The sequence below is a fragment of the Bradyrhizobium sp. CCBAU 11434 genome (assembly GCF_028128895.1).
GTDB classification, from domain to species: Bacteria; Pseudomonadota; Alphaproteobacteria; order Rhizobiales; family Xanthobacteraceae; genus Bradyrhizobium; species Bradyrhizobium zhengyangense.
Map to the genome: position 1 here is coordinate 579590 of NZ_LBJX01000002.1, position 20206 is coordinate 599795.

The 20206-nt window shown below is 63.9% G+C and carries 20 protein-coding genes; 10 read left to right on the forward strand and 10 right to left on the reverse strand.

Features of this window, described 5'->3' with window-relative positions; translation table 11 throughout:
* Nucleotides 1-16: 16 nt before the first annotated feature.
* Nucleotides 17-2059, reverse strand: a complete 2043-nt coding sequence (thrS, locus tag XI06_RS05020; protein ID WP_237866284.1) for a threonine--tRNA ligase — start codon at nt 2057-2059, stop codon at nt 17-19.
* Between the two features lie 186 nt (nt 2060-2245).
* Here thrS and XI06_RS05025 point away from each other — a divergent pair, with 186 nt between their 5' ends.
* Complete coding sequence (locus XI06_RS05025; protein WP_237866285.1) at nt 2246-3418, forward strand: MFS transporter; 1173 nt, start codon at nt 2246-2248, stop codon at nt 3416-3418.
* Nucleotides 3419-3508: 90 nt separating this feature from the next.
* Nucleotides 3509-3901 carry a hypothetical protein gene (locus XI06_RS05030; protein ID WP_237866286.1) on the forward strand — a complete coding sequence of 131 codons (393 nt, stop codon included), beginning with the start codon at nt 3509-3511 and terminating at the stop codon, nt 3899-3901.
* Between the two features lie 31 nt (nt 3902-3932).
* On the opposite strand, the gene XI06_RS05035 is transcribed toward XI06_RS05030, so the two are convergent.
* Nucleotides 3933-4259: a GrlR family regulatory protein gene (locus tag XI06_RS05035; RefSeq protein WP_237866287.1), complete on the reverse strand. Its 327-nt coding sequence runs from the start codon at nt 4257-4259 to the stop codon at nt 3933-3935.
* A gap of 164 nt (nt 4260-4423) precedes the next feature.
* A complete protein-coding gene (locus tag XI06_RS05040; RefSeq protein WP_237866288.1) occupies nt 4424-5728 on the reverse strand; it encodes an alpha/beta hydrolase in 1305 nt (434 codons plus the stop codon).
* Nucleotides 5729-6095: 367 nt separating this feature from the next.
* Here XI06_RS05040 and XI06_RS05045 point away from each other — a divergent pair, with 367 nt between their 5' ends.
* On the forward strand, nt 6096-7460 hold the full coding sequence (locus XI06_RS05045) for an APC family permease (protein ID WP_237866289.1): 1365 nt from the start codon (nt 6096-6098) through the stop codon (nt 7458-7460).
* A 2-nt stretch (nt 7461-7462) separates the two neighbouring features.
* Nucleotides 7463-8677, forward strand: a complete 1215-nt coding sequence (locus tag XI06_RS05050; protein WP_237891514.1) for a hypothetical protein — start codon at nt 7463-7465, stop codon at nt 8675-8677.
* Here the strand turns inward: XI06_RS05050 and XI06_RS05055 are convergent, their stop codons facing one another.
* Nucleotides 8678-8890, reverse strand: a complete 213-nt coding sequence (locus tag XI06_RS05055; RefSeq protein ID WP_237866291.1) for a hypothetical protein — start codon at nt 8888-8890, stop codon at nt 8678-8680. It abuts the gene before it with no gap.
* A gap of 91 nt (nt 8891-8981) precedes the next feature.
* Nucleotides 8982-9320 (reverse strand): membrane protein insertion efficiency factor YidD, encoded by a 339-nt coding sequence (yidD, locus tag XI06_RS05060; protein ID WP_237866292.1) that lies wholly within the window; start codon nt 9318-9320, stop codon nt 8982-8984.
* Between the two features lie 230 nt (nt 9321-9550).
* Here yidD and XI06_RS05065 point away from each other — a divergent pair, with 230 nt between their 5' ends.
* Complete coding sequence (locus XI06_RS05065) at nt 9551-10453, forward strand: hypothetical protein (protein WP_237866293.1); 903 nt, start codon at nt 9551-9553, stop codon at nt 10451-10453.
* 11 nt (nt 10454-10464) lie between these two features.
* Here XI06_RS05065 and XI06_RS05070 read toward each other — a convergent pair whose 3' ends face one another.
* Nucleotides 10465-10920, reverse strand: coding sequence for an iron-sulfur cluster assembly scaffold protein (locus XI06_RS05070; RefSeq protein ID WP_237866294.1), 456 nt, complete (start codon nt 10918-10920; stop codon nt 10465-10467).
* Between the two features lie 242 nt (nt 10921-11162).
* On the opposite strand from XI06_RS05070, the gene folE reads away from it, so the two are divergent.
* The 4 genes from folE to XI06_RS05090 all read left to right on the forward strand — a co-directional run bounded on the left by folE (nt 11163) and on the right by XI06_RS05090 (nt 14839).
* Nucleotides 11163-11855: a GTP cyclohydrolase I FolE gene (folE, locus tag XI06_RS05075; protein ID WP_237866295.1), complete on the forward strand. Its 693-nt coding sequence runs from the start codon at nt 11163-11165 to the stop codon at nt 11853-11855.
* Nucleotides 11856-11882: 27 nt separating this feature from the next.
* Nucleotides 11883-12305 carry a phosphoribosyl-AMP cyclohydrolase gene (gene hisI / locus XI06_RS05080; RefSeq protein ID WP_237866296.1) on the forward strand — a complete coding sequence of 141 codons (423 nt, stop codon included), beginning with the start codon at nt 11883-11885 and terminating at the stop codon, nt 12303-12305.
* A 193-nt stretch (nt 12306-12498) separates the two neighbouring features.
* The gene (locus tag XI06_RS05085; protein WP_237873492.1) at nt 12499-13506 is read left to right on the forward strand and encodes a lytic transglycosylase domain-containing protein; all 1008 of its coding nucleotides are present in this window, start codon (nt 12499-12501) and stop codon (nt 13504-13506) included.
* A gap of 157 nt (nt 13507-13663) precedes the next feature.
* Nucleotides 13664-14839: a DUF2336 domain-containing protein gene (locus tag XI06_RS05090; protein ID WP_237866298.1), complete on the forward strand. Its 1176-nt coding sequence runs from the start codon at nt 13664-13666 to the stop codon at nt 14837-14839.
* Between the two features lie 113 nt (nt 14840-14952).
* Here XI06_RS05090 and XI06_RS05095 read toward each other — a convergent pair whose 3' ends face one another.
* The 3 genes from XI06_RS05095 to XI06_RS05105 form a co-directional block, all read right to left on the reverse strand.
* A complete protein-coding gene (locus XI06_RS05095; RefSeq protein ID WP_237866299.1) occupies nt 14953-15531 on the reverse strand; it encodes an Hpt domain-containing protein in 579 nt (192 codons plus the stop codon).
* Between the two features lie 28 nt (nt 15532-15559).
* On the reverse strand, nt 15560-16105 hold the full coding sequence (locus XI06_RS05100; protein ID WP_237866300.1) for a response regulator: 546 nt from the start codon (nt 16103-16105) through the stop codon (nt 15560-15562).
* 87 nt (nt 16106-16192) lie between these two features.
* Nucleotides 16193-16972 carry an NAD kinase gene (locus XI06_RS05105; protein WP_237866301.1) on the reverse strand — a complete coding sequence of 260 codons (780 nt, stop codon included), beginning with the start codon at nt 16970-16972 and terminating at the stop codon, nt 16193-16195.
* A gap of 253 nt (nt 16973-17225) precedes the next feature.
* Between XI06_RS05105 and XI06_RS05110 the strand changes: the two genes are divergently transcribed.
* Nucleotides 17226-18785, forward strand: a complete 1560-nt coding sequence (locus XI06_RS05110) for a S10 family peptidase (RefSeq protein WP_377803205.1) — start codon at nt 17226-17228, stop codon at nt 18783-18785.
* Here the strand turns inward: XI06_RS05110 and XI06_RS05115 are convergent.
* Nucleotides 18772-20160: a serine hydrolase domain-containing protein gene (locus XI06_RS05115; protein WP_237866303.1), complete on the reverse strand. Its 1389-nt coding sequence runs from the start codon at nt 20158-20160 to the stop codon at nt 18772-18774. The two genes, XI06_RS05110 and XI06_RS05115, sit on opposite strands and share 14 nt — an antisense overlap.
* Nucleotides 20161-20206 lie beyond the last annotated feature (46 nt).

Here is a 20206-nt window from a genome sequence, read left to right on the forward strand (position 1 = left end):
AGATCGATTTCAGGGATCAGGCCGCGCCGCGCGCCCGCCGGACGTCAGGCGGGGTCGCCTCGTCGACCAGGGCGGCGATAGCCTCCCCGGTCGTCATCACCTTCTGGCCGTCGCTACCGAGTCGGCGAACCGAGACCGAATGCGTCTCGGCCTCTTTCTTGCCGACCACGAGCAGCGCCGGGATCTTGGCCAGCGAGTGCTCGCGGACCTTGTAGTTGATCTTTTCGTTGCGCAGGTCGATCTCGACCCGAAGACCCGCGCGCCGCGCCTGTTCCAGCACCACCTTGGCGTATTCGTCGCCCTCCGAGGTGATGGTGGTGACGACTGCCTGCACCGGCGAAAGCCAGAGCGGGAAGTTGCCGGCATAGTGCTCGATCAGGATGCCGATATAGCGCTCCATCGAACCGCAGATCGCACGGTGCACCATCACAGGCGGTTTCTTGCCGCCGTCATGGTCGATGTAGAACGCACCGAACCGTTCCGGCAGGTTGAAGTCAACCTGCGTGGTGCCGCACTGCCAGTCGCGGCCGATGGCATCGCGTAGCACATATTCGAACTTTGGCCCATAGAACGCGCCTTCGCCCGGGTTGATCTCGGTCTTGATGTGGTTGTTCTGCGCCTGGATCTCGCGCAGCACCGTCGCCATCACGCGCTCGGCGTGATCCCACATCGCATCCGTGCCTACGCGTTTTTCCGGCCGCGTCGACAGCTTCACGGTGAGATCGCCGGTGAAGCCGAAATCGGCATAGGTCGACAGGATGAGATCGTTGATCTTCAGGCATTCCTCGGCGAGCTGGTCCTCGGTGCAGAAGATATGCGCGTCATCCTGGGTGAAGCCGCGCACGCGCATCAGGCCGTGCATGGCGCCCGATGGCTCGTAGCGATGCACCACGCCGAACTCGGCGAGGCGCAGCGGCAGGTCGCGGTAGCTCTTCAGGCCGTGCTTGAAGATTTGCACGTGACCGGGGCAGTTCATCGGCTTCAGCGCAAACCAGCGCTTGTCCTCGGCCTCGTCGCCGGCCGACTGCGCCGCGAACATGTTTTCGCGGTACCAGCCCCAATGGCCCGAGGTCTCCCACAGCACCTTGTCGAGGATCTGCGGCGCGTTGACCTCGCTGTAATCGCCGGTCAGGCGGCGGCGCATATAGGCGATCAGCTGCTGGAAAATCGTCCAGCCCTTCGGGTGCCAGAACACGACGCCGGGACCTTCCTCCTGGAAATGGAAGAGGTCGAGCTCACGTCCGAGCTTGCGATGGTCGCGCTTCTCGGCTTCCTCGATCTGCTTGAGGTAAGCGTCGAGGTCCTCCTGCTTGGCGAAGGCGGTGCCGTAGATGCGGGTCAGCATCGGGTTGTTGCTGTCGCCGCGCCAATAGGCGCCGGCCACCTTCATCAATTTGAATGCGTTGCCGACCTTGCCGGTCGAGGTCATGTGCGGGCCGCGGCAAAGATCGAACCAGTCGCCCTGGTAGTAGATCTTGATCGGCTCGTTGCCCGGAATGGCGTCGACCAGCTCGACCTTGAACGCCTCGCCCTTGTCGCGGAACACCTGCTTGGTCTTTTCGCGGTCCCAGACTTCCTTCGTGAAAGGCTTGTCGCGCGCGATGATCTCGCGCATCTTTTTCTCGATCGCGGCAAAGTCTTCCGGCGTGAACGGCTCGTTGCGGAAGAAGTCGTAATAGAAGCCGTTCTCGATCACCGGGCCGATGGTGACCTGGGTGCCCGGCCACAGCGTCTGCACGGCTTCCGCGAGCACGTGGGCGCAGTCGTGGCGGATCAGTTCGAGCGCCTCCGGTTCGTCGCGCGAGATCAGCCTGAGCTTGGCGTCGGCCTCGATGGGATCGTTGAGATCGGTGAGCACGTCATCAAGCGTCATCGCCACGGTGCGCTTGGCGAGCGAGGGCGAGATGCCCTTGGCGATCTCGAGGCCGGTGATGCTCTTCTCGTATTCGCGCCGGGCGCCGTCGGGGAAGGTGAGGGTGACTTTGGCGGCTGGGGTCACGGGCTTCAGGTTGCTGAGGGAATATTGAAAGCCGGATTCGGATTTGGGCTGGTCGGACATTGCTTTTCTCCTGAGGCTCACTCCTGCGAACGAGCGCAGGTAAGCGGGAACGAGCGATATATCAGGCGATTCGGCCTGTGCAATCCGGCATTTCCAAGAAAGTGGCGCGCAAAAGCCGGGGCAGTGCGCCAACTATTTCGGACGACACCCTTTAACTGGCCATACGCCTGCTCTACATGCAGTTGCATGGAAAATACCCGCGCCGGCCGCCTCACGCCGACAGCCCTGATGCTTGGCAATCTCGTCACTGGCTGCTCGGTGTTGGCGCCGGCGGGGATGCTGCCGGAGTTGTCGACCGGGCTCGGCATCAGCATCCGTGCGGCCGGGCTGCTCATCACCTTTGGCGCGATCACGCTGTGTATCGGCTCGCCGCTGACGGCGTGGCTGACCAGCCGCATCGAGCGGCGGATGTTGCTCACGACCACGCTCGCGGTGCTTGCCCTTGGCAATCTCGCCTCCGCCTTTGCACCGGACTACGCAAGCCTCCTCGTCATCCGTCTGGCGATGCTCGCGGTCGGCGCGCTCTATACGCCGCAGGCGGCCGGCACCGCGGCGCTGATCGTGCCGGCGGAGCGGCGCGGCAGCACGATCGCGTATATCTTCCTTGGCTGGTCACTCGCGGCCGCGGTCGGCCTTCCGCTGATCACCTTCATCGCCAGCCGCTATGGCTGGCGCGCCGCCTATGGCATGATCGGTGCGCTCGGGTGTGTGAGCGTCCTGTTGCTGCTGGTGCGCTTGCCCGCCGGCCTGAAGGGCACCCCGGTCGACCTGAAGACCTGGAGCGAGGTCGGCCGTAGCAGGGCGATCCTGTTGCTGCTCGCGATCACGATGCTGCAGATGTCCGGCCAGTTTGCGGTGTTCACCTTCATGGGCCCGCTGCTCAAGAAGCTGACGGATGCGAGTCCGGACGCAATCGGCCTCGTGTTCGGTATCTATGGCGTGTGCGGCTTCCTCGGCGTTGTCGTGGCGAGCCGCATCGTCGACACGTGGGGGCCATATCGGACGTCGCTGCTGTTCACGTGCCTGTTACTGGCGGGCATTGCGGGGTGGGCAGTTGGCGCGGGCAGCCTCGTGTTGATGGCGACAGGCGTTGCGATCTGGGGACTGGGCTTTGCCTCGACCAATTCGATGCAACAGGTGCGGCTGGTCGCGGCCGCCCCGGCGCTCGCGCCCGCAACCGTCGCGCTCAATACGTCGGTCCTCTATATCGGCCAAGCCATTGGCTCTGCCGTCGGAGGGCTGTTGTTTGCCCGCGACCTGCTGCACAGCACAGGCTTCGTGGCGGTCGGCTTCGTCGTCCTGGCGCTGGTCCTGCTGGTCGTGAGCCGGCCCCGGCCGGCGGCTGCCGTCCTGGTCTGATGGCTGTCCTTGCCCGGCGCAAGGCGCTTGGCAAACGGCGCGGGAGAGCGCTAGAAGGCCAGACATGGGGACCAAAGAGAGTTGACTGAAATGAGGATGATTCTGGCGGTTGCCGCGGTGCTCTATTCAGCCTCCGCGTTTGCGCAAACCGACAAGCCACCGATGGTGGGGGACAAACCGCTGGTGCAGGTCAAGCCCAAAGGGACCAAGGCCGGTGCAAAGGAGGCGGCTGCCAAGCCGGCCGCCGCGGCGCCGAAGGGCAAGCCGCAGTCGATCGCGGCACGGCTCCAGGCCTGCCTTGACCTCGACGATGGCACCAAGGACCGGCTCAACTGCTACGACGCTATTATCCCGCCCGCGCCAAAGCCGAAGCCGGCGAAGGCCAAGGGCTACGCCGACTGCAAATTCTTCAAGGAAGAGGACGAGCGACTGGCCTGCTTCAACGGCTTCGCCGAAAGCATTCCGAAGCTGCCCAAAACCTGAAGCTCGAGAGGCTGATCTCAGAGCCGGCGGCCTAATCGCTGAGCCGGCTCAGCACGGCGCGGAAGGCAACGCCCGGCAGTTGCAGTGCGGTGCCCTCGAACTCGGCCGTGTCGCCATCCTCGCGGCCGGCGAGCGTCAGCATGATCCGGTCGATGCCGAACAAGGCCTTGAACGACGGGTCGTCGTTGTAGCGCTCGGTTGAGATCTTGACCTTGATGCTGTCGCCTTGGCCTGTATAGGTTCCGATGAAGGCGAAAGCCGAATTGCCGCCGCGCATCTTGCCTTCAGTCACGTACACGACACCGCAGCCGGTCCCGTGAACCGTGTGGAAGTCGACCTTGTACAGTCCTTGACGCACTGCCTGTCCCCGCAGAGCTCGAACTCAACTTGGCCGGCAAATTATGGTCGTGGCCAGCGGAAACAATCCGGTGGCTGCCGGGGATCGTGGGCCATCAACATCACATCTTGATCATGCGCTGAGAGAACTGCAGGCAGCGCGCCGAAATGCCGGCATGCGCAATATTAGCGGCTCGATGCTGATGAGCTGGTAGCTGCGACGCGCGTCAGCGCCAGCGCCGGCGTTGCCGACATCTTCACCAGAACATCCTTGAGCGGGTATTGCGTCCACGCGCGGTTGACGTAGTCGCGATGGGTGATGCCCTCACCGGTCTCGACGAACACCACGCTGCCGGGACGCAAGGGGCCGTCCATGTCCTCGGAGACACCGATGCCCTTTTGCCTGAGCGCGCTCATCAGCTCGCGGTCGCGCCGCGCCGTGTAGTGCGTGTAGGAGCTGACGAAGAAGCCGGAGCGGTGGCTCTCGATCCAGGACGCGAACTTGTCCATCTCGCCGTAGACCGCATCGAGCAGCACGACGCCGCGGACGCGATCGCTGATGCCGCCGACCTCGAGGCTCCAGGCGGTCGGGAGGAAGCCGCCGCTATAGCCGACGATCACGATCGGCATGTTGGCAAAGGCGCGCGCGCTGTTGGGATCACCGGTCAGCTGCGCAAGGTGGTTCGCCGATTCCTCCATGAAGCGTTTGAGGCCGCCGGGCTGCCAGAATTTTCCGGCGCTGGAATCGGCGGCGTCGACGGCCATCTGCGGCGCGAGCAGCACGGCGTTGGCGCCGGAATCGGTGATCTGCTGCGGCACCAGCTGCCGGTCGCGTACGTCGCGTTCGAGCGTCGCGCCATTACCGTGGAAGAACACCACGATCACGCCAGGCTTGCGCACGTCGAAATGTTCGGGGACGTGCACCAGCACGCGGCTGTCGTTATAGGTTTCGTCCTGCCAGAACACGCGTCCCGAATAGCTTCGATGGCCGCGGCGGTCGCCCTTGGAGATGTTGAGGAACGGCGCGTCGGAGGCGGGGTTGTTGCCGAAATAGGGGAAGGCCGAGGACTTCATGCTGACGAGTGTCGTCAGATCCTGGCGCGGTGGACGCTGATATGGGACCTGCGGCGCGAGCGAGGCAACCTTGTAGGGCGCCTGCTCCGGCTGCTGCTGCACGGCGCGCTTGGGCGAGAAGTCCGACATCTGTCGCTGCAGGAAGCTCTCGCTCGCCGAAGGAAAGCGCTCCTTGAACTGCGGGGCAGGGAAGCGATCCTCGAACGTGTCGCCGCTTGCGACCTGTCGAGTGGCAGCCTGCGGGTTGGTCTTCGCAACGACCTGGACATTGGCCTGCGAGCTTGCGGCGAGTGCTGTCGGGTTCGGCGACTGGCCGCATTGAACCAAGGTGAGCGACAGTGGCACCAAGCCTGAGATCAGGGCGATCCGAAGCGCACGACCGCGCGCCCCGGACGCCTTGGTCCGGTCAGCGCGCATGTCTGCTTTCAATTTCGGAACGGCCCCGACCATCCACCCATGACCCCAAGCATGACCCCAAGTCACGAACCATCGGCAATCATTAAGACAATTGAGCCGACTGGCGTTTAGGCGACGTTAAGTGTCCGGAGAAACTTCCCCACATCCGGAATGACCGAGAAAGACCACGCAATCGTGTCGCGATTGTGGGAGAGGCGGGCGCGTTTGCGCGGGCGACCACGGGTTTATTGGCTCAAAAGGGGCAAAGAAGGTGGCCAATTACCTATTTTGGCCGCCTCATTTAACCCTTGTTAACCCTGCTTGAATTGACTGAGCCAATCTGCACGATGCCTCTCACGGGGCTCGACGCCTGAGGTTAGGGACCCAGATGACGGCATCAGATGCGGGAACTGCGCCCTGGACGGGGCGACTGACCGGCGGCTCCGGGGTTTCCGTTCTGGTCGCGACCGCGATCGTCGTTGCCGACATGATCGGGGTCGGTGTGTTCACCAGCCTCGGCTTCCAGGTCAAGGATATCCCCTCGGGCTTCTCCATCCTCGCGCTCTGGACGGTCGGCGGCATCGTCGCACTGTGCGGGGTATTCTCCTACAGCGAGCTCGGCGCGATGTTTCCGCGCTCGAGCGGCGAGTACAATTTCCTCGGTCGCGCCTATCACCCGGCCTTCGGTTTTCTCGCCGGCTGGGTTTCGGCGACGGTCGGCTTTGCGGCGCCGGTGGCGCTTGCGGCCATGGCCTTCGGCGAATACGCCAAGTCGGTGATACCCGACTTACCGCCGATCCCGCTTGCCATCGGCGTGGTCTGGCTGGTCTCGATCGTGCAATTGACCGGCGTGAGGCATTCGTCGACCTTTCAGTTGATCTCGACCATCCTCAAGGTCGTGCTGATTGTCGCTTTCCTGATAGCCGGCTTCGTCGTCGGGACTCCGCAGCCGATCTCCTTTGCACCGCACGCGGGCGATCTCGCCCATATCGGGAGCGCGCCTTTCGCGATCGGGCTCGTCTTCGTGATGTACTCGTTCTCCGGCTGGAATGCCGCGACCTACATCATCGGCGAGATGAACACGCCGCAGCAGAGTCTGCCGCGCGCGCTGCTTGCCGGCACGCTGATCGTTCTGGTGCTGTATGTCGCGCTCAACGCCGTGTTCCTCTACGCGACACCAATCAGCGCGCTGGCCGGCCAGCTCGATGTCGCAAGCGTCGCCGGCAGCGCCATCTTCGGCGCGCTGGGCGGCCGGATCGTCGGCGCGATGATCTGCGTCGGCTTGATCTCCTCGATCAGTGCGATGATGTGGATCGGCCCGCGCGTGATGATGACGATGGGGGAGGACATTCCGGCGCTGCGCGTGTTCTCGAAGCGATCGGTGAGAGGTGCGCCGGCCTACGCCATCTTGTTTCAGCTCGCGGTCGCCAACCTGCTGCTGTTCACGCGCAGCTTCGAGGCGGTGCTCGACTTCATCCAGTTTGCACTTCTATTCTGCTCGTTCTTCACGGTGGCCGGCGTCATCAAGCTGCGCATCACCGCCCCTGATTTGCCGCGGCCCTACCGCGCCTGGGGATACCCGTTCACGCCGCTCGTTTTCCTGCTCGTGACCGCGTTCATGATGTACTACCTCTTGACCGAGCGGCCCGTGCAGTCGCTGTCGGGCATGCTCGTCATGCTCGCGGGCTTGTTGATTTATGCTGTTTTCCGCAGGCGGCCGGTCGCCGCTGCTACGTCACACAATCGCGAATAGACATGTTTCGACCCATGAGACTTGCGGCCGTCGCCCTTGCCCTTATGGCTGCGGCCATCTCGTCCACGCGTGCGGCCGAGGTGACTTTCGACGACACCGCGCGCTTCCTCGCGGGCATGCAGCCTTCGGCGGATTCGCCGCTGACGGCGTTGACCAAGGACCCGTCCTGGCAGCATCACGCAAAATTCTTCGACGGCGCCTTCGCCCAGCTCGAGCAGCGGCAGTTATCGAAAATCCGGAGCTGGTCCGACGTCAATCTCGCCGCGCCGCGGCCGACGATGTTCTATTTGTTCAGTGGCCCGGATTTCCTCTACGCCAACGCCTTCTATTCCAAGGCCAGCACCTATGTGCTCGGCGCGCTCGAGCCGGTCGGCGCGGTGCCTGATTTGACCAGGCTGTCGCGAGGCTCCGTCGATGCCGCGCTGTACAATGTCGAGCGCTCGCTCGGTTCGATCCTGAGCTTTTCCTTCTTCATCACTAAGCAGATGAAAGTCGACCTGCACACCAATCAGGTCAACGGCACCTTGCCGATCCTCTACGTCTTCCTGGCGCGCTCCGGCAAAACCATCCGCAACGTCGAGATGGTCGCGCTCGACGACAAAGGCGGGGTGCACACAGGCAATGACAATCCTGGGCCGAACGCCACGCGCGGCGTCCGCATCACCTTCGCGGGGGCGGACAGTGAGGCACGCACGCTGTATTATTTCTCGACGGATCTCTCCAATCCTGGTGCTCGCGCCGCAGGCTTCCTGAAATTCTGCGAGACGCTCGGCCCGGGCAACAGCCTTATCAAGAGCGCGTCCTATCTGCTGCACTCCGGCAATTTCACTGTCGCGCGTGACTGGCTGCTCGCCAACAGCGCGACCATCATCCAGGATGATTCCGGCATTCCTCTCGCCAGTTACAATCCGCGGCAATGGCGCTTCTTCCCGTTCGGCCGCTATCTCGGTCCGATCAACGAATTCCCCGGCCGCTATCAGGAGCGTTACGCCGAATTGTTCTCGCGCGCCCAGCCCATCGATTTCGGCGTCGGCTATCGCTGGCGCATGAACGAGTCGAATTTGCTGCTGTCGGTGAAGGTCGCGGGGAGCGATGCGCTGCCTGCCGCGGAGGCGTCCTCGTCCGCCGAGCCGCCGCCGAAGCCGCCGCGTCCGAAGCGGCCGCGTCCCCCCGAGCCAATCCCGCCGCCATCGGGACGATTCTTCTGGTTCCGCTAGCTACCAGTGCACGCTCTGACTCGGCACGATGAATGCTGTCGTGCTTGGCGGCGTTGCAAGGCTCGTTGCCAGATACCAGCCGGAGCCGACGACCAGCACGAGCAAAGCGACCATGGCGATCACGTCGACGGTACGTGGATCGTGATCCCTGGGATTGAAGCCAAGATGTAAACCAGGCCCGAAATGGAAATGATGGCTGATTTTCCAGCGCATTGTTGTTTCCTCCCGTGGGAGCAACACAACAACGCGAGGTGAAAGTTCCGGTTCCACTCAGGGCAGCAATGCGTAAAGCACCGCAGCATACCTACGAAGCGTTGACGCCGCGCCAACGGCCGTAGCGCCATGGTAAATACCAGCGCGCGCTTTGCGGCGCAGTGAGAGGCACGTTGTCGATGCCTGACGTACCGAAGGGATTGCAGCGCAACAGCCGGGCGACTGTCATCCAGCCACCGGCCCAGAGTCCGAAGCGCTCGATGGCTTCGTCGCCGTACACGGAGCAGGTCGGCAGATGTCGGCAGTTGTAGCCGACCAGCGGCGACAGTGTATGCCGGTAGAGCCAAATCAGCGCGCGACCGAATCTGCGCGGCAGCCGCAGTACTTGGGCAGCGGGTACGGAACAATGCTCGCAGGCTGAGTGCTTCATGTGCGATGTGCCGACATCCTGTGCGCGTTAATGCACGGTTCCAGCGCAGGGAACAGGAAGCTGTTGTATGCGCGCCATATTTTGCCTGCTTTCAGGGAGCAGTGCAGCAAGTACCTATGGACGATCTGTATTCCCCCGGATACCATTTTTGTGACGTCCATGTGTAGACTCAATGGAACGTTGGAACGGGGCTTGCCTGATTGCTTTTGGGGCTTGGGGAAGGAACCAGTTTGAGAGTTCTGAAGTCGCTCAACCTTCGTGGTTGGTTGCTGGTGGGAACCGCCGCTTGCGGCATCGTGTTGGCGGGGGCCATCGCGACCTTTGGCTCGCCGGCCAGCGCTGGCGCCTCGCTCGAAGAGCGCAAGCTGCCGATGAAGTTTGGCTGGGTTGCCTGCGAGCCCAATTGCCGCGGCTGGGTCAGCGCGGTCGGTATTATCACTGCAGACACACCAAAGGACTTTGACGACTTCGCCCGCGGCCGGCAGCTCGGGGGCGCCACAGTGGTGCTCGACTCCAGCGGCGGTTCGGTCAACGACGCGATCACGCTTGGCCGGCGTTTCCGCAATCTCGGTCTCCTGACCACCGTCGGCGTCACGCAGCAGAATCGCGGCGAGAAGGGCGCCCGTCCGAGGGTCGCTTCGGAGGCTTATTGTGAATCCATGTGCGTGTTCCTGCTGCTGGCGGGCAAGAAGCGGTATGTGCCTGATGCGGCCCATGTTCGCGTCCATCAGATCTGGATGGGCGATCGCGCCGACGATGCCAAGGCGGCAAGCTACAGCGCGCAGGATTTGATGATCGTGGAACGCGACATCGGCCGGCTCGCCAAATACACCTTCGACATGGGCGGGGCGGGGGACCTGCTGTCGCTCTCGCTGAACGTGCCGCCGTGGGAAGATCTGCATGAGCTCGATGCCTCTGAGCTGAAGCTGACCAATCTCGTGACGACTGACCTGGTGTCCGACGTGCTGCCACATGTGGACGTCACTGCGCCTGCAATGGCGGAGCTTGCGCCAAAGACGCAGGCAAGGTTCGGCGAGGAACCGGAGCCGCAGCCTGCCAAGTCGACCAAGACAGCGGAAGCGCTGGTCCCGACCGGGGGCGTAGCGACGCCGGCCGCGCCGCCGCAGAAGTAAGATCCTCAGCCTCAGGCTTGTACAGTGGCCGGCTGCTTCGCCTTGGCCTCGATCTGACCGATCGCATCGACCACGGCATCGAAGGTGAGGAGCGTGGAGGCGTGACGCGCCTTGTAGTCGCGGACCGGCTCGAGGAATTTAATCTCTTCCCATTTGCCTTCGGGAGGAGCGCCGTTCTCCTTGAGCATCTTGCGAACAGTTTCGCGTAACTCACGGAGTTCGCTCGCAGTCGAGCCGACCACGTGACTTGCCATGATGGATGAAGAGGCCTGTCCCAGCGCGCACGCCTTCACGTCATGCGCGAAGTCGGTGACGGTGTCGCCCTCCATCTTGAGGTCGATCTTCACGGTCGAGCCGCACAGTTTGGAATGGGCGGTGGCGGTGGCATCGGGGTCCGGCAACCGTCCAAGGCGCGGAATATTCCCGGCCAGCTCAATGATCCGCTTGTTATAGATGTCGTTCAGCATGTGATGGAGCCCAACACTTACCTGCCGGATCGGCCTTGGCGGGCGCGGTCCAGGGTCCTATATAGGGGCGGAACTGACGGAAAAACAGTCCGGCGGTGCGTCGGCGGTGATCCAGATTTGCGCGGCCGGCGTTGTCGGCAAGTGGCCTTTTTCGTCAAAACTGTTCTCTTCAGGCGTCCGGCGGCTTGTCCGCCCCGTCTGCCGGTGACACTCCGGCTGCAAGGCCGTCGAACGGAGTAGACATGGACGCAACGATCAAATCCATCCGCCCGAATAAGCCTTCCGACCGGCAGCCCGAGAGCCGTCCGGCCGAGCTTGATCCTGCCGAATTCCTCGCTGCCGCCGTCCGCGCCGACCAGCCGCGCCCCGCGCGCGCCGAGGCGGAAGCGGCTGTGAAGACGCTGCTCGCCTATATCGGCGAGAATACCGACCGCGAGGGCCTGCTCGACACGCCGCGCCGCGTGGTCGAGGCCTTCGACGAGCTCTATCAGGGCTATCACCAGTGCCCGGCCGAGGTGCTCGACCGGACCTTCGGCGAGACCGCCGGCTATGACGATTTCGTGCTGGTGCGGGACATTGAGTTCACCTCGCAGTGCGAGCATCACATGATGCCGTTCTACGGCAAGGCGCACATTGCCTATACGCCGGTGGAGCGCGTCGTCGGACTGTCCAAGCTTGCCCGCCTGACCGACATCTTCGCCCGCCGCCTCCAGACCCAGGAGCATTTGACGGCGCAGATCGCTGCCGCGATCGACGAGATTCTGAAGCCGCGCGGCGTTGCCGTCCTGATCGAGGCCGAGCACACCTGCATGTCGGTGCGTGGCGTCGCCAAGCATGGCGCCTCGACCTTCACCAGCCGCTACACCGGCATGTTCCGCGATAATCCGGCGGAGCAGGCCCGATTCCTGTCCATGGTGCGAGGCCTGACGCGCTGACCTCGCGATTAACTGGCGAGATCCGTCGTGTCCGCTCACTCCCATGAGATCGAGGAAGGCCTGGCCTTCCTCCCCAAATTCGATGCGAACGGCCTCGTGACTTGCGTGGCGACAGATGTCGCCACCGGTGACGTGCTCATGGTCGCGCACATGAACGATGAGGCGTTGCGCAAGACCATTGCCACTGGCGAAGCCTGGTACTTCAGCCGTTCGCGCAATGCCTTGTGGCGAAAAGGTGAGACCTCGGGTCAGACCCAGCGCGTGGTCGAGATTCGCACCGATTGCGACCAGGATGCGGTTTGGATTCGCGTCGAGCAGATCGGTGCGGCCTGTCACACGGGCCGCCGGTCCTGCTTCTACCGCAAGGTCGAGGCCGAGGGCCGGGGCGCAAAGCTGGTGTTCGTCGATGCGGACAGGCTGTTCGATCCGAACGCGGTCTACAAGAAATAGCCGCCGTCATTCCGGGGCGCACCGAAGGTGTGAACCAGGAATCTCAAGATTCCGGGTTCATCGCGGTGCGATGCCCCCGGAATGACGGTAGTCCCGGAATTAACCGCGCATTAACCATAACTGTCCAGGGTGGGACGATCAGGCGTCCGAATTGCCGGCGCCGCTCAACGCCACGCGGGCCGGGCACCCCATCATGTCGGTCGACAATTCCAGTGCCACGCAGACGGCCGCGACCGATGGCTTGAAGCGCGTCGCTGGCGCGATCAAGCAGGGCTCGAACCAGACCGGCGTCAGCTTCGAATACCTGCTGACGACCGCCAAGATGGAATCGGATTTCGATCCATCGGCTGGCGCCACCACGTCGTCTGCCCACGGCCTCTATCAGTTCATCGACCAGACTTGGCTCGGTACGGTGAAAGAGGCGGGTCCTCAGCTCGGCTATGGCAACTATGCCGACGCCATTACCAAGACTTCGTCGGGCAGCTACACCGTCGACGATCCCTTCATGAAGCGCTCGATCATGAAGTTGCGCGACGATCCGCAGGCTGCATCCAGCATGGCGGCGGCGCTGACGCAGTCCAACAGCTTCAAGCTCACTGGTCTGCTCGGCCGCAGGCCGTCCGACAGCGAGCTCTACATGGCGCATTTCATGGGTGTCGGCGGCGCGGCGAAGCTGATCGCCAATGCCGAGGACAATCCCCAAGCCGTCGGTGCGCGGCTGTTTCCGAATGCCGCATCCGCCAACCGTTCGATCTTCTACGCCAAGGATGGTCGCGCCCGCAGCGTCTCTGAAGTCTATTCGGTGCTGAACGCGCGTTACGCCAGCGCGTCGAACGCGAAATCGACGCGCACTGCGATGGCGATGTATGGCGACACGCCATCGACCACGCAGGTCGCCGCCGCCAACGGCGTGCAGCCGACGGTCAACAGCGCCGCGTATCTCCAGACCTTTCCGGAGACACGTGGCGTGACACCGGTGAGCGCAACATCGTCAGCCACGGTCGCCGACAACACGCCGGTCGCGCCAGCTTTCCGCTCGATCTATCAGCCTGGCGATGCGACACAGCCGGTCTCGACGACGGTGCAAAAATTGTGGGGTAACAACGCCTCGCTCACGTCAGTCGCCTCGGCGACGCCCGACGTGCGCCCGCCGCAGCCGCTCGATCTCTTCAGCGATCGCAGCGGCACATACTCGAGCTAGCACGCGGCCGCGCCGTCGGGCTCATCCCAGCCCTTAACAAATCATCAATAAAACCAGCCAGTTATGGTGAACGCTTTGTTAAGCGTCGTGGTTTATTTTGTGTTGCAGGTGACATCCAGTCACTGCCCGTTTTTTCGTTGCGTAAGCCGGAAGCAGCATGATTGTTCGGCAGTTCATCAATTGGATCAGGACCGCGCCCGCCGGTGAGCGGGCGGAGGCAACGCGGGCCTTGGCCCGGGCCTGGCTGATCTCAGACCTTTCTCATGACGACCGCGTCGCCGCTGAAGGCGCGCTCCTGATGCTGCTCGACGATCCCTCGCCGCTGGTGCGGCAGGCGATGGCCGAGGCGTTCGCACGCAGCACGGATGCGCCGGCGTCGATCGTGCGGGCGCTGTCGGCGGACCAGCCGACCGTGGCGTTGCCCGTGCTCGAACATTCGCCGCTGCTGATCGATGCGGATCTCGTCGACATCGTCGCGACCGGCAATGACGAGGTGCAATGCGCGGTCGCGCGCCGCATCGCGCTGCCGGTCTCGGTCTGCGCTGCTATCGCCGAGGTCGGCTGCGCGGCTGCGGCCCTCGAGCTGATCGAAAATCCCCATGCCGAGCTCGCCCCGTTCTCCTGGACGCGCATCGTCGAACGTCACGGCCATCTCGCCGCGATCCGCGAGGCGATGCTGGTGCTGGACGATATTCCAGCCGCAACGCGCGCCGCGCTGGTGGCAAAACTCTCCGAGACGCTGGCCCAGTTCGTCGTCGCGCGCAACTGGCTGAGCCCCGACCGCGCCGAGCGCGTGACGATCGAGGCGCGCGACCGCTCCACCATCAACATCGCGGCGCGCTCGCGCGGCGACGACATGCAGGGCCTGGTGAAGCATCTGCGCGTCACCGGCCAGCTCACCGCGGGCCTGATCCTGCGCGCGCTGCTGTCGAGCAATCTCGACCTGTTTGATGCGGCGCTGGCCGAGCTCGCCGATCTGCCGCTGGCGCGCGTCTCGGCTCTGCTGCACGATCGCGGCGGCAACAGCCTGCATGCGCTGCTCCGCCGCGCCGGATTGCCCGAGGCGACCTTCGCCGCGTTCCAGGTTGCGCTCGATGCCTGCCACGAGCAGGGCTATGTCGATACCGACGATACCGCGGCGCGCTTGCGCCGTCGCATGGTCGAGCGCGTGCTCACCCATTGTGAGAGCGATCGCGGTGCCACCGAGCCGCTGATGGTCCTGCTCCGCCGCTTCGCCACGGAGTCGGCGCGCGAGGAGGCGCGGTTGTTCTGCGACGAGCTGGTCGCGGAGGACACGATTGATCCGATCTATGACGACCTGATTGCGGCGTAGTCAGGTCAGTCAGTCCTCGAGATCCGTCATTGCGAGCGCAGCGAAGCGATCCAGACTGTCCCCACGGAGGGATTTCTGGATTGCTTCGCTGCGCTCGCAATGACGAGAGAGTGCTACTCCGCCGGCACGATACTCGGCGCCAGGATCACCTCGAGATGCTCGGGGCGGTCGCGATTGACGTCGGCGAGATAGTCGTCGGCGACCTTGCGCAGACGGCGGCTGAGCTCGGCGGAGACGCTGATGCTGTCGAGCTTGGTGTTCTCGTGCACGATGGCGAGGATGGCATTGATATGGTGCGTGAACAGCTCGGCCGGCACCTTCTCGAGATCCGGGGCATGCTCGATGATGCGGCACAGGCTCTCGGCAACGCCCGCCGCGGCCGGAAAACCGAACGTCGCAGCGTCGCCCTTGATGTCGTGCGCCGCGTGGAACAGCTCGTCGCGCCGTTCCTTGGTGAAGCCATCGTTACGGATGGCGACGTAGGCGGTCGAGAGCCGGTTGACCTCGGTTGTCATCCAGCTCTTGAACTCACCGGATAGACCGGCCAGCGCCTGCTCCGCGCGGCCGATCGGATCGTCCAGGTCCTTTTCCTCGACCCGGCGCAATACCTTGCGCAGCGGATTGGGCTGCGTGATCACGTGATGCGTGGCGAAGGCCTTGACCTCGATGTCCTTTGCGCTGTTCTTCGCCATGATGCCTGCCTTGCCTGATGACGTTGCGCTAGATGGTGGAGCGAGCCTTGTCGAGCAGTGAGGGCTGCTGAAGCACCTCGTGCTTTTCGCCGACGCGGCGCTCCGGACCCATATAGGCGGAATTGGTGTTGCGGCGCCGGTCGGGGCCGAAATAGGTCTTGGTCTTGATGAAGGGCCGGGGGCTGGCGACCACGTTGAGGATGCGCTGGTAGAGGCCCTTGGCCGAGATCGGCTTGGCGAGGAATTCGGTGACGCCGGCATCGCGCGCGACGGTGACGCGACGCTTTTCGGAATGCCCAGTCAGCATGATGATCGGTGCATAGGGATTGCCCTTGGAATCCGGCTGCCGGATCATCTGCGCGAGCTCGAGCCCGTCGAAGATCGGCATCGCCCAGTCGGTAATGACGATGTCGGGCACGTAGTGGCTGTACATTTCGAGCGCAGTGGCGCCGTCCTCGGCCTCATAGACCTCGCGTGCGCCAAACGAATGCAGCAGCGTCCGCAGGATGCGGCGCATGTGCGGATTGTCGTCGCAGACGAGGAAGCGCAGTTTGTTGAAATCGATGCGGAACATGACGCCCGGGCCAAAGCGGTCAACCTTCGTTAACCATATCGCGCCGGGAGTTAATGAAGCGTTGCCGCCTGGCGCCCCGGCAGGGGCTCAATTGCCGAACTGCTCCCGCAGAATTCGCTCCTCCAGGCTGTGGCCGGGGTCGAACAGCATGCGCATCGAGATGGTCTTGTCGGACAGGATCTCGACGCGCCGGACCCTGCGCACCTCCTCGTGGTCGGCGACCGCCGCGACTGGGCGCTTGTCGTCTTCCAGCACCTCGATCACGACATAGGCGGTGTTGGGGAGCAGGGCGCCGCGCCAGCGCCGCGGCCGGAAGGCGCTGATCGGCGTCAGTGCCAGCAGCGCCGCGTTGATCGGCAGGATCGGACCTTGGGCCGACAGGTTGTAGGCCGTCGAGCCCGCCGGCGTCGCAACGATGATGCCGTCTGCGATCAGCTCGGGCATGCGCTCGCGCTCGTCAATCAGGATCCGCAGGCGTGCCGCCTGGGAGGTCTGCCGGAACAGGTAGACCTCGTTGATGGCGTGGTGCAGGTGGACGCGGTCGCTGACGTCGGTCGCGCGCATCAGCAGCGGATTGATCTCGGATTCATGCGCCGCCTCGAGCCGCGCGCGCAGATCGTGCGTCGAGTACTCGTTCATCAGGAAGCCGACCGTGCCGCGATGCATGCCGTAGATCGGCTTGCCCGAGCGCATGTGGTGGTGCAGCGTCTGAAGCATCAGCCCATCGCCGCCAAGCGCGACCACGACGTCGGCCTCGTGAGGATCGCAATTGCCGTATTGCGCCGTAAGCTGGTGGAAGGCGGCCTCTGCCTCGCTGCTTGGGCTGGCGACGAAGGCGATCCGTTCGTATCGCGATGGCTTGGTCATGGCTTCCAGGTAGGTGCCGCTGGCTCGAGAAAGGTCCGCCGAGGTCGTCTATACGACCTTGGCCTGTATTGTCGAGGATGACCGGCCAGCAAGGCAAACGCGGGGCCGGCCAGGCGTCTCGTTTGAGGGTAAAAGCCGGGTTCATCGGCCCTGGAACGCGAATCCAGGGGCTCCGATCCCCCAAACCGTCGCAATTGGCGGCTACTTCTGAGATTGGGAAGCCGCGAGCGGGGCAGGGAGAACAATCATGTTGATGAGCTTGCCGATGCATCGCCGTGCGGGGCTGGTGCTTGCGGTCGTTGCTTTCGCGCTCGTGGGCGCGGCACGGGCGGACGATCCGCCTCAGCCTCGCAACGAGGCGGCAACGCCCGCCGGACAGAAGGCCGGTCGCGGCGGCAATGCACAAAATGCGGGGCAGGCTTCGCCAGCGGCTTCCGATCGTCGCCTTCCTGACGACTCGACCACCAAACAGACCCTCGATCTGCCAGGCCGAACGCTCAACTTCGCCGCGACCGCCGGCTCGATCCGGGTGTTCAATGAGAAGCGCGAGCCGCTCGCCGACATCGCCACCACGTCCTACGAGCTCGACGGCGCCGACCGCGCCACGCGGCCGGTGACATTCCTCTTCAACGGCGGGCCCGGCGCATCCTCGGCGTGGCTTCAGTTCGGCGCGGTCGGGCCATGGCGGCTGCCGCTTGATGGCGAGGGGCTGTCGCCGTCGGCCTCGCCCGAGCTGAAGCCGAACGCGGAGACCTGGCTCGACTTTACTGATCTCGTCTTCATCGATCCTGTCGGTACCGGCTACAGCCGTGTCATCGCGAATGATGAGGATGCGCGCAAGCGGTTCTACTCGGTCGACGGGGATGTCAACTCGATCGCGCTCGTCATTCGCCGCTGGCTCGAAAAGCACAACCGGCTGACCTCGCCGAAATATGTCGCGGGCGAGAGCTATGGCGGTATTCGTGGGCCGAAGGTCGTGCGCCAGTTGCAAATTCAGCACGGCGTGGGCGTCAGAGGCTTGATCCTTGTGTCACCACTCCTGGATTTCCGCGAGTTCACCGGCACGAGCCTCCTGCAATATGTCGCGAGCCTGCCGAGCTACGTGGCGGTGGCGCGCGAAGCCAAGGGACCGGTCAAGCGCGCTGATCTCGCCGACGTGGAGGCCTACGCACGCGGCGAATTTCTGGCTGATCTCGTCAAGGGCGAGGCGGACAAGGAAGCCACCAATCGCCTCGCCGACAAGGTTGCCGAACTCACCGGCATCGACCAGGCAGTAAGCCGCAGGCTCGCCGGCCGCTTCGATGTCGGCGAATTCCGTCGCGAACTCGATCGCAAGAACGGCATGGTGACCGGACGCTACGACGGCTCGGTGCGTGGTCTCGATCCCTATCCGGATTCGAGCAACTCGCGCTTTGGCGACCCCTCCGGCGATGCGCTTCAGGCGCCGCTGACGAGCGCGGCGGTCGATGTGCTCACGCGAAAGCTCAACTGGCGGCCGGACGGCTCTTATGAAGTCCTCAACGGCGCCGTCGAGCACAATTGGGACTTTGGTGGCGGCATCAACCCGCCGCAATCGATCTCGGAGCTGCGCCAGATACTCGCCACGGATGCGAAGCTGAACGTACTGGTCGCGCACGGTCTGTTTGATCTCGCGACGCCCTATTTCGGCACGCAGCGGGCGCTCGACCAGCTGCCGGCGTTTGCGACGTCGCGGGTAAAGTTCGTCGTCTATCCGGGCGGCCACATGTTCTATTCGCGTGATGGCTCGCGGCAGGCGCTGCGGAGTGAGGTCGAGGCGCTTATTCGGGAGTAGGCCTGCGCTTTCGCGGCGGATAGCGCCGCGCGATCTCCGGTGCAACGACCGCCGCTGGCTTGACGTTGGCGCCGGCGATCCAGATGTCGCTGACCTTGCCGCGCTTGTCGCGGACGCGGCGCACCGGCTCACCGTGGCTGGAATAGCCGGCCGCCCACACGAGCTTGCCGGTATCGCGGCCGGTGACTTCGATCTCGCCAGCGTCCATGAAGGGATTGTTGAACTGCGGGTTGGCGATCAGCACGCGGTTGCCGGCGGGCACGAAGTCTGTCGCGCCCCAGATCGTCCACCAACGGCCGGTCCAGTCGCGCACGCGTCGATCGGGTGCGCCGCGGCTCTTGAAAACGCGCAGGATCTGCATCGCGCCGTCCATCCAGAACGGTGCGGCGCCGTCGATGGAGTTGCTGAGGATGCTGATCGCGAGCTCGCATCCGGGAATTGAGCAGGTCCGCGAGATATAGCCTTGGAAGCCACCGCCGTGGCCGAACCAGTCCCAGCCGTCGGTCTTGCCGGCGTTGACGCCGAGGCCGTAATAGGCCTCGAAGCTTTGCGGGACGCGCCAATGATGCCGCGTCATCTCGCGGCGGCTCGCGACCGACAGAACGCTCTTCTTCGCATTGGGGGCAAGCTGGGCAAAGAATCGCGCGGTGTCCGCCGCGGTGGCAACGAAGCCTGCGGCGGATGCCATCGCATGGGCGGGATTGTCGCCTGGGATCACGCAACGCTCGCCGAGCGGCAGCTTGCGCGTATGGCCGCGCGCGAATTGCGCGCCCCTGGGAAGCGGCGCGTTCGGCTCGGTCTCGCGCAGACCCGCGGGTTCGATGATCTCGCGCTTGATCCAGGCGGAGTAGGGCTCCTTTGTCACCGCTTCGATGACGAGGCCCATCATGGCAAAGCCGTGGTTTGAATATTTGAAACGCGTGCCTGGTTCGATCGCGGTCGGCTGCTTCAGCTCGGCGAGCAGCTCATTCGCATTGAGGTAGGGTCGGCTGTCGATGAACTGGCCGGAATCGACGCCGTCGCGCGTCAGCCCGGCGCTGTGCGAAAGCACCTGTGCAATCGTCGTCTCGGCGACGCGCGGATTAAGGCCGCTGACGTACTGCCCGACGGGATCGTCGAGCCGGAGCCTGCGCTGCTCGCGCAGCTTCATGATGCCGGCCGACGTGAAGCTCTTGGAGTGCGAGGCGATGCGGAAGCGATGGCGCGGTGTGAGCTTCTCGCCGGTGTCGAGATTGGCAAGCCCAAATGCATGTTCGGCGACGACCTCGCCGCGATGGACGAAGGCGAGCAAGACGCCCGGCTGCTGGAAGGTCGTCTGCTGGAATTCGATCCAGGAGCCGATGTAGTCGATCGCGGATCGCAGCCACGTGTCCATTGCGTTACCAATTTGCGAGGGGGATGGGTGTGCGAAAGCTAGCCGA